The organism is Achromobacter sp. Marseille-Q4954 (assembly GCF_943737025.1).
Lineage (GTDB): Bacteria > Pseudomonadota > Gammaproteobacteria > Burkholderiales > Burkholderiaceae_B > Achromobacter > Achromobacter bronchisepticus_A.
In genome coordinates, this window is sequence record NZ_CALSFQ010000002.1 from 417,794 (window position 1) to 434,422 (window position 16,629).

12 protein-coding genes and 1 pseudogene are annotated in these 16,629 nt (G+C 66.5%); 8 read left to right on the forward strand and 5 right to left on the reverse strand.

Going from position 1 to position 16,629, the window contains the following annotated elements:
- The first annotated feature begins 101 nt into the window (after positions 1 to 101).
- Entirely contained in the window at positions 102 to 1,616 is a 1,515-nt protein-coding gene (locus NGK62_RS19995; protein WP_133304578.1) for an amino acid permease, read from the forward strand.
- Positions 1,617 to 1,694: 78 nt separating this feature from the next.
- Here NGK62_RS19995 and NGK62_RS20000 read toward each other — a convergent pair whose 3' ends face one another.
- Both NGK62_RS20000 and NGK62_RS20005 read right to left on the reverse strand, forming a co-directional pair.
- Entirely contained in the window at positions 1,695 to 1,931 is a 237-nt protein-coding gene (locus tag NGK62_RS20000) for an addiction module antidote protein (RefSeq protein ID WP_205736592.1), read from the reverse strand.
- A gap of 149 nt (positions 1,932 to 2,080) precedes the next feature.
- Positions 2,081 to 3,013: a YicC/YloC family endoribonuclease gene (locus NGK62_RS20005; protein WP_059376168.1), complete on the reverse strand. Its 933-nt coding sequence runs from the start codon at positions 3,011 to 3,013 to the stop codon at positions 2,081 to 2,083.
- A gap of 180 nt (positions 3,014 to 3,193) precedes the next feature.
- On the opposite strand from NGK62_RS20005, the gene rph reads away from it, so the two are divergent.
- Positions 3,194 to 3,928 carry a ribonuclease PH gene (rph, locus tag NGK62_RS20010; RefSeq protein WP_054454085.1) on the forward strand — a complete coding sequence of 245 codons (735 nt, stop codon included), beginning with the start codon at positions 3,194 to 3,196 and terminating at the stop codon, positions 3,926 to 3,928.
- 65 nt (positions 3,929 to 3,993) lie between these two features.
- Here rph and NGK62_RS20015 read toward each other — a convergent pair whose 3' ends face one another.
- Together NGK62_RS20015 and NGK62_RS20020 are read right to left on the reverse strand one after the other, a co-directional pair.
- On the reverse strand, positions 3,994 to 5,370 hold the full coding sequence (locus NGK62_RS20015; protein ID WP_251879974.1) for an MmgE/PrpD family protein: 1,377 nt from the start codon (positions 5,368 to 5,370) through the stop codon (positions 3,994 to 3,996).
- Positions 5,371 to 5,386: 16 nt separating this feature from the next.
- Positions 5,387 to 6,547, reverse strand: coding sequence for an acyl-CoA dehydrogenase family protein (locus NGK62_RS20020; protein ID WP_059375802.1), 1,161 nt, complete (start codon positions 6,545 to 6,547; stop codon positions 5,387 to 5,389).
- A 212-nt stretch (positions 6,548 to 6,759) separates the two neighbouring features.
- Here NGK62_RS20020 and NGK62_RS20025 point away from each other — a divergent pair.
- Positions 6,760 to 8,193, forward strand: a pseudogene (locus NGK62_RS20025) (methyl-accepting chemotaxis protein); the annotation flags it as partial.
- Positions 8,194 to 8,343: 150 nt separating this feature from the next.
- On the opposite strand, the gene NGK62_RS20030 reads toward NGK62_RS20025, so the two are convergent.
- Positions 8,344 to 10,197 carry an EAL domain-containing protein gene (locus tag NGK62_RS20030; protein WP_251879977.1) on the reverse strand — a complete coding sequence of 618 codons (1,854 nt, stop codon included), beginning with the start codon at positions 10,195 to 10,197 and terminating at the stop codon, positions 8,344 to 8,346.
- A gap of 206 nt (positions 10,198 to 10,403) precedes the next feature.
- On the opposite strand from NGK62_RS20030, the gene rdgB reads away from it, so the two are divergent.
- From rdgB to ntrC, 5 genes are all read left to right on the forward strand, one after another.
- Positions 10,404 to 11,027 (forward strand): RdgB/HAM1 family non-canonical purine NTP pyrophosphatase, encoded by a 624-nt coding sequence (rdgB, locus tag NGK62_RS20035; protein ID WP_251879979.1) that lies wholly within the window; start codon positions 10,404 to 10,406, stop codon positions 11,025 to 11,027.
- A gap of 37 nt (positions 11,028 to 11,064) precedes the next feature.
- Positions 11,065 to 12,285, forward strand: coding sequence for a radical SAM family heme chaperone HemW (gene hemW, locus NGK62_RS20040; RefSeq protein ID WP_251879981.1), 1,221 nt, complete (start codon positions 11,065 to 11,067; stop codon positions 12,283 to 12,285).
- A gap of 184 nt (positions 12,286 to 12,469) precedes the next feature.
- Positions 12,470 to 13,882: a type I glutamate--ammonia ligase gene (gene glnA, locus NGK62_RS20045; RefSeq protein ID WP_059375815.1), complete on the forward strand. Its 1,413-nt coding sequence runs from the start codon at positions 12,470 to 12,472 to the stop codon at positions 13,880 to 13,882.
- A 183-nt stretch (positions 13,883 to 14,065) separates the two neighbouring features.
- Positions 14,066 to 15,130 carry a nitrogen regulation protein NR(II) gene (glnL, locus tag NGK62_RS20050; protein ID WP_059375818.1) on the forward strand — a complete coding sequence of 355 codons (1,065 nt, stop codon included), beginning with the start codon at positions 14,066 to 14,068 and terminating at the stop codon, positions 15,128 to 15,130.
- Positions 15,130 to 16,623 (forward strand): nitrogen regulation protein NR(I), encoded by a 1,494-nt coding sequence (gene ntrC, locus NGK62_RS20055; RefSeq protein ID WP_251879983.1) that lies wholly within the window; start codon positions 15,130 to 15,132, stop codon positions 16,621 to 16,623. Before glnL ends, ntrC begins: the two co-directional genes overlap by 1 nt.
- The last annotated feature ends 6 nt before the right edge of the window (positions 16,624 to 16,629 follow it).

Below are 16,629 nucleotides of genomic sequence, written 5' to 3' on the forward strand. Positions count from 1 at the left end.
CCAGGCACCTGGCGCTGCGCGCGGGTGCCTTCATGACCTGAAGGAAATGCATTTTGGCACCATCGGAACACGATGAACGTCGCTCGGGCGGCACGCGCGAGGTGAAGGCGAACCCGCCTTCGGAACTGCGTCGCACGCTGTCCGCGCGCCACCTGACCATGATTGCGGTGGGCGGGTCCATCGGCACCGGCCTGTTCGTGGCTTCCGGCGCGACCATTGCAAAGGCCGGCCCCGGCGGGGCGCTGCTGGGTTACGTGCTCATCGGCATCATGGTCTATTTCCTGATGACCAGCCTGGGCGAACTGGCCGCCGCCATGCCGGTTTCCGGCTCCTTTTCCACCTACGGCGCGCGTTACGTCGAGGACGGCTTCGGCTTCGCCCTGGGCTGGAACTATTGGTACAACTGGGCCGTGACCGTGGCGGTGGACCTGGTGGCGGCGCAGCTGGTCATGGCCTATTGGTTTCCCGACGTGCCAGGCTTCTATTGGAGCGCCTTGTTCCTGGCGATCACCTTTGGCCTGAACGCCATGTCGGCGCGCGGCTTCGGCGAGGCGGAGTTCTGGTTCGCGCTGATCAAGGTGATCGCGGTGCTGGCTTTCGTGGCCATGGGCGTGATGATGCTGCTGGGCATCATCCGCGGCGGAGAAACCGGCGGCCTGGCCAACTGGACGGTGGGCGATGCGCCGTTCTCGGGCGGCTTCGCCGCGCTGATCGGCGTGGCCATGGTGGTGGGCTTTTCGTTCCAGGGTACCGAGCTGATCGGCATCGCCGCTGGCGAATCCAAGGACCCGGCGCGCAACCTGCCGCGCGCGGTGCGCCAGGTGTTCTGGCGCATCCTGCTGTTCTACGTGGCGGCCATCCTGGTCATCGGCCTTTTGATTCCCTATACCGATCCGCACCTGCTGCGCAACGAGGTCGAGGACATCAGCGTCAGTCCCTTCGCCCTGATATTCGAGCGTGCCGGTCTTCTGGGGGCGGCTTCGGTCATGAACGCGGTGGTGCTGACGTCGGTATTGTCCGCGGGCAACTCCGGCATGTACGCGGCCACGCGCATGCTTTACAGCCTGGCCCGCGAAGGCAAGGCGCCGCGCATCTTCGGCCGCATTTCGCGCAGCGGCGTGCCGCTGTGGGCGCTGCTGGCGACCACGGTGGTGGCGGCGCTGTGCTTCTTTACCTTTATTTTCAGCCCCAACGCCGTCTACATCTGGCTGCTGAACACTTCCGGAATGACCGGCTTCATCGCCTGGCTGGGCATCGCTATCAGCCACTACCGCTTTCGCCGCGGCTACGTGAAGCAGGGCCACAATCTGGCCGATCTGCCCTATGTGTCGCCGTTCTTCCCGTTCGGACCGATCTTCGCTTTCGTGCTGTGCCTGATCATCACCCTGGGGCAGAACTACCAGGCGTTCCTGCAGGACAAGATCGATTGGGGCGGCGTGGTCGCGACGTACATCGGGATTCCGCTGTTCCTGCTGATCTGGGCCGGCTACCGGCTGGCGCGCGGCTCGCGTTTCGTGAACTACCGCGACATGCATTTCCCGGATGCGCGGGCGCGTAGCGCCTATTTGGATTCAGCGTTGCGGGGGGAACCCGCGGCGGGTGAGGCGAGGGGATAGGCGCGCGGGTGATGGGCAGGCCGTCGTGGCGCTGCCCCGTTGCAGGCCGCGCTCAAAGACGCGGCCTGCGCAAGTCTCTCAAGCGTGTTCAATCTCCGCATGCAGTTTGAGTCCCAAGGCGCGGATCACTTTCATGATGGTGCTGAACTCCGGGTTTCCTTTGGCCGATAGGGCCTGATACAGCCCTTCACGGGACAGACCCGTCTCGCGGGCAAGCTGGCTCATGCCGCGTGCCCGGGCGATGTCGCCCAGAGCCGCACGGATCAGACTGCCGTCACCTGGGTCTTCCGCGAGGCAAGCTTCAAAGTACAGCACGGCAGATGTGGACGGTTGTCCGGCCTCTCTCATTTCGAAAACCAGACGAAAAGCAGCCCTTACGCACTGGATCATCCATCCAGCAGGTAAGGGCTGCCTTTTTTACGCCAGGATCCGGCGCCCACTCAGAGGCGCCGCCGCGTATTCCGCTATTCGATGTTCTGCGCCTGTTCCCGCATCTGCTCGATCAGCAGCTTCAGGTCCATGGCGGCGCGGGTGACTTCCATGCTGCCGGCCTTGGAGCCCAGGGTGTTGGCTTCGCGGTTCATTTCCTGGAACAGAAAGTCCAGGCGCTTGCCTGCGCTGCCTGCATTCTTCTTGCCGGAGGCGGGTTTGCCGCCGCCGTCGCCCAGCAGGTGGCGCAGTTCTTCCAGGTGCGAGCGCAGGCGCGACAGTTCTTCGGCCACGTCGATGCGCAGCGCGAACAGGTTGGCTTCCTGGGACAGGCGTTCCGACAGTTCCGCGCCGGAAATGTGGGTGAAGCCGCCGGGGAAGGCGGATTCCACGCTTTCGCGCAGCTTGGAAGCGAGCTTGTCGCGGTGGTCGGCCAGCAGTTGGGGCAGGTGCGCCTGCACCAGTTCGACGATGCGCGCCACGCCGTCGGCGCATTCGCGCATCATGCCGGCCAGGCGTTCGCCTTCGCGTTCGCGGCCTTCCTGCAGTTGGGTCAGAGCCTGCTGGGCGGCCTGCATGCAGGCCGCGCCCCAGACTTGCGGGTCGAGCGCGTCGTTGGCGCGCTGGCCGGGCCAGTTGAACAGTTCCACCAGGCGCGGGGCGGCGATGTCGGGGAGGATGCGGCGCGCGGCTTGCAGCTGTTCGGCCAGGCTTTCGAGCCAGGCCGGTTCCAGCTTGGACAGGTCGGTGTTGGCGTTGCGCGTGTAGGAGACGCGGATTTCGACCTTGCCGCGCGCCAGGTTGGCGGTCAGCAGTTCGCGCAGCGGCGTTTCCACGTGGCGCAGTTCGTCGGGCAGGCGGAAGTAGAGGTCGAGGAAGCGGCTATTGACGCTGCGGAATTCGAGCGCAAGCGTGCCTTGCTCGAGATCTGCGCGGGCGTTGCCGAAAGCGGTCATGCTGCGAATCATGATGTGCGTGTCCTGGTAATGCTTTTTATTGGGAACCGGCGGGCCTGCGCGCCAGCCGGTTTTCGGCGCGGGCCATTCCATTTGTACCGGTTATATCGCGGCAGGATACTCCAAGCGGCGTTTTCCTGCGGCGCCACCCCGTACAATGCGGCGGATCTAAGCCACGTCTGGAGTCTGCCTGTGACCACTACCCCCGCCATCGCCCGTCCCTCGGGCCGCGCCGTCGACGAATTGCGGCCGTTCAGCCTGGAGCGCGGGTTCACGCGCTACGCCGAAGGTTCGGTGCTGGTGAAGGCCGGCAACACCCATGTGCTGTGCACGGCCAGCGTACTTGAGAAAGTACCGCCTTTTCTGAAGGGCAAGGGGGAAGGCTGGGTAACGGCTGAATACGGCATGTTGCCGCGCGCCACCCACACGCGCGGCGACCGCGAGGCCGCGCGCGGCAAGCAGAGCGGCCGCACGCAGGAAATCCAGCGTCTGATCGGCCGCAGCCTGCGGGCCGTGTTCGACATGAAGGCGCTGGGCGAGCGCACGCTGCACCTGGATTGCGACGTGCTGCAGGCCGACGGCGGCACGCGCTGCGCCAGCATTACCGGCGCCTGGGTGGCGGCGGCCGACGCCGTTGCGTTGCTGATGCAGCGCGGCGACCTGGCCGCGAACCCGATCCGCGATGCGGTCGCGGCGGTGTCCGTCGGCCTGGTGCAGGGCCGCGCGGTGCTGGACCTGGATTACGAGGAAGACTCGGCCTGCGACGCCGACGTGAACGTGATCATGACCGGCAGCGGCGCCTTCGTGGAAGTGCAGGGTACGGGCGAGGGCGCCACCTTCACCCGCGCGGAACTGGACACGATGCTGGTGTTGGCCGAAAGCGGCATCGCCGGCCTGGTGCGGGCGCAGCGCGCGGCGCTGGCCTGATCGGCGGCAAACAAAACGGGTTGGACGCGCACTCCGCGGCCAACCCGCAGCCCCGCCTGCTGGCATTATTTCGGCGCCAGCAGCGTCTCCATTTTTTCCGCCTTTTCCAGATTCCAGATCGCCGCGATCAGCCCGCGCAGTTCTTGCTCCGTGGCGGCGTCCGCGTAGCGGCCCAGGCTTAGCGTCTTGTCCTCGATTTCCGCCCGGCTCAGGGTGTTGCCCGGATCGCCCTTGGGTTCGTCCACGCGGCCATGCAGCTTGCGGCCGTCGCGCGTGTAGACCGTGATCTTGCCGATCCAGCGCTGCGGGTAGGCGCCATCGACCTCGGGATCCAGCTCCATTTCGACCTTGCCGCGGAACGTGGCCACGCCCGGATCGTCCAGGCCGGCGTCGAACTCGGCCAGGCCGGCGCGGCCTTGGCGGGCGATCAGGGCCAGCACGGTGCCCATCGAGAACTTGGACTGGTGCACCGTCTGCGGATTGACTACCGGGCCCAGCACGTCGATGGCGCCCTGGTGCACGTGGGCCACGACGCGCTCGATGTCGGCCTCGGTCAGATTGTTGTCGTGCAGCGCTTGCTGCAGCGCGTCGGCCGCCGGGTGGGTGTGGCGGCAGGACGCGTGGAACTTGAACGAGGTCTCGGCCAGCGCCCAGCGCTCGCCCAGGCGGTCGCACAAGCGGCTGGGATCGGCGTCGGTGGACATGCCGGCCGCCATGCCCTGAGGGCCTTCCAGGATGTGGCGCGCGCCGGTGAAACCTTCGCGCGCCAGATAGGCGGCGGTGATGCCGTCGGCCGCGGCCTTGGCGGTGTGCAATTGCTTGGAGTCGGCGGCGTCGCGCAGGAACTCCCAGAGGCCCGCGGCCTGCGTGCCGGCCGAGCCCAGCGCGTGCAGCATTTCCTCGGGCGACAGGTTCAGCAGGCGGCCGGTGGTGACGGCCGCGGCCAGCGTGCCGGCGGTGCCAGTGGTGTGGAAGATCTTGTAGTGCGAACGGCCCAGGAATTCACCGACGCGTATGCCCACTTCGTAGCCCGCAACGGAGGCGACCAGCAGGTCGCGGCCCGAGCGGCCCAGCGCCTGGGCCACCGCCAGCGCCGGCGGGAAAACCACGGCGGCGGGGTGGAACACGGAACCGTTATGCACGTCGTCCTGCTCGACCACGTGGGCGGCCGCCGCGTTGACCATGGCGGCGAACAGCGGCGTGGTGCGGCGGCGCGTGATCAGGACTTCGCTGGGGCCGTCGGCCGGACCCATGGCGGCGGCATAGCGGTCGATGGCCTGCACCGCGCGGGCCGAAGCGCCCGCCAGAATGGAGGCCAGGCAGTCCAGCAGCAGATCCTCGGCGCGGCGCAGCACCGGGGCTGGAATGTCTTCATAGCGCAGATTGGCGGCAAAGGCCGCGAGTTCGGCGCTCAGGTGCGGGGTGTCTTTGGCAGCGGTCATGGATGTCGGGATCCGGTCAGAAGGAGCGGGGCAGGCCCAGGATGTGTTCGGCCACGTAGGACAGGATCAGGTTGGTCGAGATCGGCGCGACCTGATACAGGCGGGTTTCGCGGAACTTGCGCTCTACATCGTATTCCGTGGCGAAGCCGAAGCCGCCATGGAATTGCAGGCAGGCGTTGGCGGCTTCCCAGGATGCGTCGGCGGCCAGCAGCTTGGCCATGTTGGCCTGGGCGCCGCAGGGCTCGTGGGCGTCGAACAGGCGGCAGGCCTCGTAGCGCATCAGGCTGGCGGCTTCGACGTTGATGTGGGCGCGGGCGATGGGGAACTGCACGCCCTGGTTCTGGCCGATGGGGCGGCCGAACACCATGCGCTCCTTGGCGTAGGCGGTGACCTTGTCCACGAACCAGTAGCCGTCGCCGATGCATTCGGCGGCGATCAGGGTGCGTTCGGCGTTCAGGCCGTCCAGGATGTACTTGAAGCCCTTGCCTTCCTCGCCGATCAGGTTCTCTTCGGGGATTTCCAGATTGTCGAAGAACAGCTCGTTGGTCTCGTGGTTGACCATGTTGGGGATCGGGCGGATCGACATGCCATGCTTCACCGCGTGATGCAGGTCCACCAGGAAGATGGACATGCCTTCGGACTTGCGCGTGACCTGGTCCAGCGGCGTGGTGCGCGCCAGCAGGATCATCAGGTCCGAGTGCTGCACGCGCGAGATCCAGACCTTCTGGCCGTTGATGACGTAGCGGTCGCCGCGCTTGACCGCGGTGGTCTTGATCTTGGTGGTGTCGGTGCCGGTGGTGGGTTCGGTCACGCCCATGGACTGCAGGCGCAGTTCGCCGGCGGCGATGCGCGGCAGGTACTCGCGCTTCTGGGCCTCGGAGCCGTGGCGCAGCAGCGTGCCCATGTTGTACATCTGGCCGTGGCAGGCGCCGGAGTTGCCGCCGCTGCGGTTGATTTCTTCCATGATGACCGACGCTTCGGTCAGGCCCAGGCCGGAGCCGCCGTATTCCTGCGGAATCAGCGCGGCCAGCCAGCCCGCTTCGGTCAGCGCGCGGACGAAGGCTTCGGGATAGCCGCGTTCTTCATCGACCTTGCGGAAATATTCGGAGGGGAACTGGGCGCAGAGGTCGCGCACGGCTTCGCGGATGTCCTGATAGGCGTGGGAGGCGTTGGGCATGATGCTGTTTTCTATATGGGTGATGGATCGGTACAGCGTTGAATGTGCCGTAAGCGGCCGCCCCTGCCAATTCACAATTGCTTAATACGGGGTTCGGTTTCATGACGGGAGTTTGTCATCCCCGTGCCCGGGTTGTGTCAAGAAATTGCCAAACTGGGTGTCCATAATCCATGCGAACGCCGCCGCTGGCGGCAGGTTTTGTATGGACGGATATGCGGAAAAACATCAGGGTCACGACGGCGTTGTCGGCCATTCTTGCGTTGTTCGTAGTGCTGTTCGCGCTGGCGGCAGCGGCGGGAATCTCGGTGCTGCGGGAAAACCGGACGGATATCGAAGCGCTGGGCCGGGGCAGCATCGAACGGGCCGGCGATCTGGCCGACATGACCAGCCGGCTGTTCCAGGCGCGGGCCGCGCTAACGGATGCCAAGACGGCGATGGAAGGCGGGCTGGAAGAGGCGCGCAACGAGTCGCTGGCGCACGCCGAGGCGCTCTTCAAGCAGGCCGCGGACAGCCTGGGACGCTTGCGCGCCAATCCCGACATCAGCGCCGAGGGCGCGCCGTTGTTCGATGCGGTACTGGCGGCCTACGCCGCCTTCGCGGACAAGACGCTGGCGCCCATGCATGCGGCGATCAAGGGCTGGAACGGCATCGAGGTGAACCGCCTGGTGGACAAGGTGCTGCCCGCCAGCGGCGCCGCCTACGTCAAGCAGGCTGACGCCTACCAGACCTACGCCCGCGATCAGGGCCAGGCCGCGGTGGCCAGCGCCAGCCTCACGCTGCAGCGGGTAATCGGCGTGGCGGCCGGGGTGCTGGCGCTGGTGCTGTTGCTGGCAGTGCTGATCCGGCTGGCGTTCCGCCGCAGCATCCTGCGGCCGCTGAACGAAGCCGGCGCGCATTTCGACCGCATCGCCGACGGCGATCTCACGGGCGCGATCGCCATGCGCGGCGACAACGAGATCGGCGTCCTGTACAGCGCCATGCGGCGCATGCAGAAGGGCCTGTCGGCGGCCGTGGCTTCGGTGCGCCACGGCGTCGAGGAAATCCATACCGGTTCGGGCGAGATCGCCGCGGGCGGGGCGGACATGTCGGACCGCACCGCGCGCCAGGCCGGCTCGCTGCAGGAAGCCTCGGCCAACATGATGCAGCTGGCGCATACGGTGCAACTGACCGCCGGCAACGCCGACCTGGCCAGCCGCCAGGCACTGGGCGCGACCCAACTGGCGCAACGTGGCGGCGCGGCGGTGGAAGAGGTGGTGCAGAGCATGCAAGGCATCGCCGAGAGCGCCCGCCGCATCGGCGAGATCGTGGGCGTGGTCGACAGCATCGCTTTCCAGACCAACATCCTGGCGCTCAATGCCGCGGTGGAAGCGGCGCGCGCGGGAGAGCAGGGCAAGGGCTTTGCAGTGGTGGCGGGCGAGGTGCGTTCGCTCGCCCAGCGCAGCGCGCAGGCCGCCAAGGAAATCAAGGGGCTGATCGAGGATTCCGCGGCGCGCGTGCAAGCCGGCGTGCGTCAGGTCAGCCTGGCCGGCGACACCATGCGCGACATGGTGCAATCGGTGGACCGGGTCACGCAGATCGTGGCCGAGATCTCCAGCGCGACGGCCGAGCAGGCGGCGGGCATTGCCTCGGTGAACCATGCGGTGGCGGATATCGAACGGTCGACGCAGGAGAACGCCGCCATGGTGGAGCAGACCGCGGCCGCGGCCGCGGCGCTGGAAGCCCAGGCGCAAGGTTTGCGCCGGGCGGTGGCGGTGTTCCAGATCGCCCCGCCGGCCGACGGCGCGGCCGGACAGGATTCAGCTGTCCAGCTGCGGCAGGATGCCGCCGGTGTAGCGCTCGGCCACCAGCGACAGGTTCCCGTGCTTGACCTTGTGCTTGACGTGAGCCGCGGCCGACGCGATGTCCTCAGGGCGGATGCGCTCGCATAGCGATGGCGTGACGGTGAGGGCTCCCACGCCCAGCGTCACGAAGGGAAAGAAGCGTGGCACGCCGTAGCGGTCCTCGGCTTCGATCCCGCCGTTGCGGCGGCCTGCTTCGTCGTACAGGTCCATGGCGCGGTCGTTGAACTCCGCGATGATGCGCTGGGCGCGCGCCATCCAGTCGGGGCTGCGCAGCAGCACCACGAAGTCGTCGCCGCCCACATGGCCGACGAAGTCGCGCTGCGGATCGCAGTGGCGCTTGATGACTTCGGCGGTCAGCATGATCATGTCGTCGCCGCGCCAATAGCCGTAGACGTCGTTGAAGGGCTTGAAATTGTTCAGGTCGCCATAGCAGATGGTGAAATCGTCGCCGTCTTCAAGAAGGGTGGCGATGTGCCGGCTGATAGGGATGTTGCCGGGCAGGGACGTCAGCGGATTGGCGTAGCGTGCCGCCTCGATGCGCATTTCGGTGACTGACCGCACCAGCGTTTCGCCGGTGGCCAGGCCGTCGTAGCGGCCCTCGCGGGTAATGATCAGGCCGTCCATCAAGTAGCGCTGGTCTTCGGAGATCAGCACGTGGCTCAACTGGTCGATGGACACGTCCAGATCGACCAGCACCGGTTCGGCGTTCATGAAGGTGGAGCAGGCGTCGCGTCCAAACAGCTCGCGGGTATAGCGCTGTGCGTAATGTTCCGAAAAGTCGCGCCGGTTGATGATGCCGACGGGCCGGTTATCGTCGTCGATCACCGCCACCGCGTGCATTTCCTTGTGTTCGATGAAGAGCCGGTGCACGTCGTCATTGGTGTGTCCGGTCAGCCGCACCGCCGGCGCTTCGACGCGCAGGCTGGCCGCCGTGCCGCCGACGCCGCGCGCCGGCGCCGTGGCGGGCGGGCGCAGGCGCAGCGAATCGCGCAGCGGCGGCGCCAACTCGGTCAGCAGCATTTCTTCCGGCCGGCCCAGCAGCCAGCCTTGCGCGTAGCGGATGTCCAGCTCGCGCACCACGGCCAGGTCCTCGGCTGTCTCGATGCCTTCGGCGACGATGGTGGTGCCCAGATGTTGCGCCACCTTCAGGATGGCGCGCACCATGTTCTGCTTGCGTTCGTCCTGGCCGATGCCGGCGAAGAAATAGCGGTCGATCTTGACCAGGTCCGGCTGCATCTCGGCCCAGAGCTGCAGATTGGAGTTGCCCACCCCATAGTCGTCCAGCGCGACACGCATGCCATGCGCCCGCAGGCAGGCAAATGCGCTGGACAGCTCGCCCATGTGTTCGGACAGCGGATCCTGCTCGGTGAGTTCGACGATGATGCTGGAAGGCGCGAGCGAGCAATTCTTGAGCAGGCGCTCGGGCATTTCCTCGCCCCAGAGAGTCCAGTAGTGCAGCAGCGCCGAACCGGACAGGTTCAGGAACAGCATTCCGGCGGCGTCGTGCTGGTGAAAGCCCTGCGCGCCCGCGCGGAAGCTGGCCAGCTCCAGCTGCGGATGCAGGCCCTGGCGGCGGGCCTCGGCGAATAAGGCGTCGGGAAAGTGCAGGGCGGTGTCGACCGGGCCGCGGATCAGGCTTTCATGGCCGTAGATGCGGCTGTGCGAAAGATCGACCACGGGTTGGAAGCGCGGGCGCAGCAGCCGTTCCCGCAGGATGCCAGCCAGGCTCACGTGCGCTGACGCGCCGTCCAGGGAGGCTGAGGGCGCGCGGGCCGCTACCGGCCGGGGCAAAGCGTGAATGGGGTCCATCGCCGGTGCGTTCAGATACTATCAGTGACAAGTTTGATCATGTTGACAACAAAATATGTCCGCGTTGTTTCGCCGACGGCAGGCGCGCCATATTCAATTAGGGTCAGTATCACTGTCAACCCCGGCGCAAGGTATATCCATTCGACTGGCACGGGCATGACGCCGGCAGGCGGCGCAGGGGGCCCGCGCCCTATACAATTTGCTCCATGACTGCTCCCAAGATTCCCGATTCCCTGCGCCGCGTGGTGCTGGCCTCCAACAACCCCGGCAAGTTGCGCGAGTTTTCCGCGCTGTTCGCGCCCCTGGGCATGGATCTCGTGCCCCAGGGCGAACTGGGCGTACCCGAAGCCGAAGAACCGCACGTGACGTTCGTCGAGAACGCGCTGGCCAAGGCGCGCCATGCCAGCCGCCTGACCGGGCTGCCGGCCCTGGCCGACGATTCCGGCCTGTGCGTGGCGGCGCTGGATGGCGCGCCTGGGGTGTATTCGGCGCGCTACGCCAAGATGCTCGGCGGCGAAAAATCCGATCAGGCCAATAACGAACTGCTGGTGCGCAATCTGGCCGGCGTGGCCGACCGCAGCGCCTGGTACGTGGCGGTGCTGGCGCTGGTGCGTTCCGAGAACGATCCGCGGCCCCTGATAGGCGAAGGCCTGTGGCACGGCGAGATCATCGACCAGCCCGAAGGCGCCAACGGCTTTGGCTACGATCCGCATTTCTACCTGCCCGACCAGGCCTTGACCGCCGCGGCGCTGGATCCCGAGGACAAGAACCGGCTGAGCCATCGCGCCCGCGCGCTGCGCGAACTGTTGAGCAAGCTGAACCAGGCTTGACGAGGGCGCCGCGCGGCGCCCGGTTCAGGAATTACGCATGTCCATCATCATTCCCATCCGCAACGACATGGGCGCGCAACCGTCGCGCCTGAAACTGCCGGCCGGCGCCACGCTGACCAGCCTGCCGCCGCTGTCCGTCTACGTGCACGTGCCCTGGTGCGTGCGCAAATGCCCTTATTGCGACTTCAATTCCCATGCGGCGCCGGGCGAGATCCCGGAGCGCGCCTATCTGGATGCCCTGCGCAGCGACCTCGAGCAGGCGCTGCCTTCGATCTGGGGGCGGCAGGTGGTATCGGTCTTCATAGGCGGGGGCACGCCCAGCCTGCTGTCGTCTGAAGGTCTGGACGAACTGCTGGCGATGCTGCGCGCCTGTCTGAACTTGTGGCCCGATGCCGAGATCACCATGGAAGCCAATCCCGGCACGGCCGAGGCCGGGCGTTTCCGCGACTATGCCGCCAGCGGCGTGACGCGGTTCTCGCTGGGGATCCAGAGCTTTGACGATGCGCAGCTGAAGAAGCTGGGCCGCATCCATGACAGCGCGCAGGCGAGGGCGGCGATCGAGATGGCGCAGCGGGCGGTTTCGCGCGTCAACCTGGACATGATGTTCGCCTTGCCCGGCCAGACGCTGGACGCCTGTGTGGCCGATCTGCGGCAGGCCGTGGCCTTCGGCACCGAGCACCTGTCGCTCTATCACCTGACGATGGAACCCAACACCGTCTTCGCCAAGTTCCCGCCCGAGGATCTGCCCGACGACGACACCAGCGCCGCCATGCAGGACGCGGTGGAAGCCGAGCTGGCCGCGGCCGGCCTGGCGCGCTACGAGGTCTCGGCCTATGCCAAGCCCGGCGCGCGCTGCCGCCACAACCTGAATTACTGGGAGTTCGGCGATTACGTCGGCTTGGGTCCCGGCGCGCACGGCAAGCTGTCGTTCCATGACCGCATCCTGCGCGAAGCGCGGCTGCGCGGCCCCGACTCCTGGATGCAGGCCGCCATGGCTCGGGATGGCAGCCACATCGCCGAAAGCCGCCAGGTCGGCCCGGACGAATTGCCGTTCGAGTTCATGCTGAACGCGCTGCGATTGAAGGATGGCGTCGCCGCCACTGCCTTCAATGAGCGCACCGGCCTGTCGCTGGCCGCCATTGCGCACCAATTGGAGGCGGCCTCCAAGCGCGGGCTGTTGGACGCCGATCCGACCCGTCTGCGGGCGACGCCATTGGGCTGGAGATTCCTCAACGACCTGCAGGAAATGTTCCTGTAGTGTTGTTGCACCATAGTGGGGCATTCATGCCCCACTATTTGCACCATGATGGTGCTACATTTTCCCATGATCGAGCCAACTTCCCCGGGGAATCCCGGAGAGGAAACCTGGCACGCTTATTGCTTCCCTCTTTTATGCCAGTCGACGGGCAAAGCCCTCGACCTTTTTATCTAATGGAGATGACATGGCAAGCCCGAAAGATGTCCTGAAACAGATCGCCGACAACGAAGTCAAATTCGTGGATTTCCGCTTTACCGATACGATTGGCCGTGAGCATCACATTTCGGTGCCGATCAGCCAGATCGACGAAGACAAGCTGGAAAGCGGGCAGGCCTTCGACGGTTCGTCGATCCCGGGCTGGAAGGGCATCGAAGCCTCCGACATGCTGCTCATCCCCGACCTGTCCACCGGCAACCTGGATCCGTTCCGCGAGGAGCCGACCCTGATCCTGTCGTGCGACGTGGTCGAACCGTCCGACCTGAAGGGCTATGACCGCGACCCGCGTTCGCTGGCCAAGCGCGCCGAAGCCTATCTGAAGTCCTCCGGCCTGGGCGACACCGCCTACTTCGGTCCGGAACCCGAATTCTTCGTCTTCGACGGCGTGACCTGGAACAGCGACATGTCCGGCACCTTCGTCAAGATCAAGTCCGAAGAAGCGCCCTGGTCCTCGGGCCTGGAGTTCGAAGGCGGCAACACCGGCCACCGTCCCACCGTCAAGGGCGGCTACTTCCCCGTGCCCCCGGTCGACTCCTTCCAGGACATGCGTTCGGAAATGTGCCTGCTGATGGAACAGATGGGCGTGCCGGTCGAAGTGCACCACCATGAAGTGGCTGGCGCCGGCCAGCTGGAAATCGGCACCAAGTTCAGCACGCTGGTGCAGCGCGCCGACTGGACGCAGATCGTCAAGTACGTGATTCACAACGTGGCTCACGCCTACGGCAAGACCGCCACGTTCATGCCCAAGCCCATCGTTGGCGACAACGGCTCCGGCATGCACGTCCACCAGTCCATCTGGAAGGACGGCCAGAACCTGTTCGCGGGCAACGGCTACGCCGGCCTGTCGGAATTCGCGCTGTACTACATCGGCGGCATCATCAAGCACGCCCGCGCGCTGAACGCCATCACCAACCCCGGCACCAACTCGTACAAGCGCCTGGTTCCGCACTACGAAGCGCCGGTGAAGCTGGCCTACTCGGCCCGCAACCGTTCGGCCTCGATCCGTATTCCGTACGTCGGCAACCCGAAGGGCCGCCGCGTCGAAGCGCGTTTCCCGGACCCCCTGGCCAACCCGTACCTGGCTTTCTCGGCCCTGATGATGGCCGGCCTGGACGGCGTGCAGAACAAGATTCACCCCGGCGATCCCGCCGACAAGAACCTGTACGACCTGCCGCCGGAAGAAGACGCGAAGATCCCGACCGTCTGCGCCTCGCTGGAACAGGCCCTGGAAGCCCTGGACAACGACCGCGAGTTCCTGACCCGCGGCGGCGTGTTCAGCAACGACATGCTCAGCGCCTACATCGACCTGAAGATGGCCGATGTGAACCGTCTGCGCATGACGCCGCACCCGGTCGAGTTCGACATGTACTACAGCCTCTGATGTCCTGAGGCAGTAGCTGGAGGTGGCGCGATGATGCAGGCAGAAACCAGGGCCCGCAGCACGCGCACCGCCAGATCGCGGTTCGACGTGCTGTCCGCCAGGCGCTGCGCCTGGCGGGCAGGGCGCCGGCTTCCGGCGCGGCCGTCGCGTTCCGCCGTCCCCTCACATTCGGGTATGTAGAAAATGAATGTAGAAGCTCTCGATTTGCTAGCCACGTCCGTTTTCCTGGTCAACGAACGCGGTCATATCGAATACGCCAATGCGGCCGCCGAAGATCTGTTCGGCCGCTCGCGCAAGCAACTAAGCGGCCATTCCGCCGCCACGCTGTTCGACAGTCCGGAAAACATCCAATCCTCCATCGATCGCGCCGCCGCCGGGCGCTATGCTGACGTCAGGCAACTGGCCTCGCTGCGCCGCGCCGCCGAATCCGTGGAAGTGTCCGTGACGACCGTCGGACTGACGGGCCAGCGCTGGCCCGTGCTGATAGAAACCCGCGAGATCGAGCAGCGCGTGCTGGCCGACCGCAACCACCGGCTGGTTGACGAGATCGAAGCCCACCGCGAGCTCCTGCGCAATCTGGCGCATGAAGTCAAGAATCCCCTGGGCGGCCTGCGCGGCGCCGCGCAATTGCTCGAAGCCGAACTGCCAAGCGCGGCCCTGGCCGAGTACACCCAGGTCATCATTTCCGAAGCCGACCGCCTGCAGGCGCTGGTGGACCGCCTGAGCGGCCCGCAACGTGTGCCGCTGAACGCGCGGCCGGTGAACATCCATGAGATCTGCGAACGCGTCTGCGCGCTGATCCAGGCCGAATTCCGCAATGACGTCACGCTGCTGCGCGACTACGACGCCTCGGTGCCGGACCTGAAGGGCGACGCCGCCCGCTTGATGCAGGCCGTGCTGAACGTGGCGCGCAACGCCGCGCAGGAACTGGTCGCCAGGCCGCCCGGGCCGCAGACCGAACCTGGCGTCGTCACGCTGCGCACGCGCGTGGCGCGGCAGGTGATGCTGGCCCACCGCCAGCACCGTCTGGCGCTGGTGCTGTCCATCATCGACAACGGTCCCGGCGTGCCGGACCAGATCCGTGACCGCATCTTCCATCCGCTGGTCACGGCCCGCGCCGGAGGCACCGGCCTGGGCTTGAGCCTGGCGCAGGATTTCGTGCAGCAGCACGGCGGCATCATCGAATTTGAATCCCGGCCCGGCCGCACCGAGTTCCGCCTGGTCCTACCGATGGAGCCCGCACACTGATGAAACCCGTATGGATCGTCGATGATGACCAGGCCATCCGCTGGGTCCTGGAAAAAGCCCTGGCGCGCGCCGGGGTGCCCACCCGCAGTTTTTCGCAATCGGCCGACGTGCTGGAAGCGCTGTCGCGCGAAGCGCCCGCCGCGCTGGTGTCCGACATCCGCATGCCTGGCGGCAACGGCCTGGAGCTGCTGCGCCAGCTGAAGGAACGCAATCCTGGCCTGCCGGTCATCGTCATGACCGCGTTTGCCGACCTGGACAGCACCGTGTCCGCGTTCCAGGGCGGCGCTTTCGACTACCTGGCCAAGCCGTTCGACGTGAACGAGGCGGTGGCGCTGATCCAGCGCGCCATGCAGGAGTCCGCCGAGCCTGAAAACCCCGAAGGGCAAGGCGAGTCGGCGCAGAACAACGAGCGGTGGATGATGACGCAGTCCTCGTCCACCGCCATGCAGGAAGTGTTCCGCGCGATCGGCCGGCTGGCGCAGTCCAAGGTCACCGTGCTGATCACCGGCGAGTCCGGCACTGGCAAGGAGCTGGTGGCGCGCGCCTTGCACGGCCATGGCGTGCGCGCCGGCGGTCCCTTCGTGGCACTGAACGCGGCGGCCATTCCGCGCGACCTGCTGGAGGCCGAGCTGTTCGGCCACGAACGCGGCGCGTTCACGGGCGCCAACAATTTGCGCCGCGGCCGCTTCGAGGAAGCGCATGGCGGCACGTTGTTCCTGGACGAAATCGGCGACATGCCGATCGAGTTGCAGACACGCCTGTTGCGCGTGCTGGCCGAGGGCAGCTTCTACCGCGTCGGCGGCGCGCAGCCGGTGCGTGTCGATGTGCGCATCGTCGCCGCCACCCACCAGCCGCTGGAACAGCGCGTGGAGCAGGGCCTGTTCCGCGAAGATTTGTTCCACCGCCTGAACGTGATACGGCTGCGCCTGCCGCCCTTGCGCGAACGGGTGGAGGACATACCGGCGCTGGCCGGCCGCTTCCTCACCGCCAGCGCCCGCGCTCTGGGGGTGCCGGTCAAGCGCCTGACGCCGGAAGCGCTAGCCGTGCTGTCCAAGTTCGACTTCCCGGGCAACGTGCGCCAGCTGGAGAACTTCTGCCACTGGCTGACGGTGATGGCGCCTGGCCAGACCGTGGAGCCGGCGGACCTGCCGCCGGAAATCCGCGCCATGGAACACCAGCAGCACCCGAGTCCCGCCTTGTCGCGTCCGGCCGTGTCCATGGCCGGCGTGGGCACGGTGGTTCCGACCGCGGCGCCCGTGGAGGCCGGTTCGCCGCGCAACTGGCAGGATTCGCTGCTGCGCGATGCGCAGTACCGGCTGGAACGCGGCGAGCCCGCGGTCATGGCCACGCTGACGCGCCAGTTCGAGAAGATCCTGCTGCAAAGCGCGCTGGACGCCAGCCGCGGCCGGCGCGTGGAAGCCGCCAGCCGCCTGGGCATAGGCCGCAACACCATCACGCGCAAGCTGCGCGAACTGGGCATCGAAGACGAATAGGGCGCG

Coding starts and splice junctions, on each gene's coding strand:
- NGK62_RS20015 (WP_251879974.1), bottom strand. CDS start 5,370: ATGACCGCTGCCAAAGACACCCCGCACCTGAGCGCCGAACTCGCGGCC.
- rdgB (WP_251879979.1), top strand. CDS start 10,404: ATGACTGCTCCCAAGATTCCCGATTCCCTGCGCCGCGTGGTGCTGGCC.
- NGK62_RS20020 (WP_059375802.1), bottom strand. CDS start 6,547: ATGCCCAACGCCTCCCACGCCTATCAGGACATCCGCGAAGCCGTGCGC.
- hemW (WP_251879981.1), top strand. CDS start 11,065: ATGTCCATCATCATTCCCATCCGCAACGACATGGGCGCGCAACCGTCG.
- NGK62_RS20030 (WP_251879977.1), bottom strand. CDS start 10,197: ATGGACCCCATTCACGCTTTGCCCCGGCCGGTAGCGGCCCGCGCGCCC.
- glnA (WP_059375815.1), top strand. CDS start 12,470: ATGGCAAGCCCGAAAGATGTCCTGAAACAGATCGCCGACAACGAAGTC.
- NGK62_RS20005 (WP_059376168.1), bottom strand. CDS start 3,013: ATGATTCGCAGCATGACCGCTTTCGGCAACGCCCGCGCAGATCTCGAG.
- glnL (WP_059375818.1), top strand. CDS start 14,066: ATGAATGTAGAAGCTCTCGATTTGCTAGCCACGTCCGTTTTCCTGGTC.
- ntrC (WP_251879983.1), top strand. CDS start 15,130: ATGAAACCCGTATGGATCGTCGATGATGACCAGGCCATCCGCTGGGTC.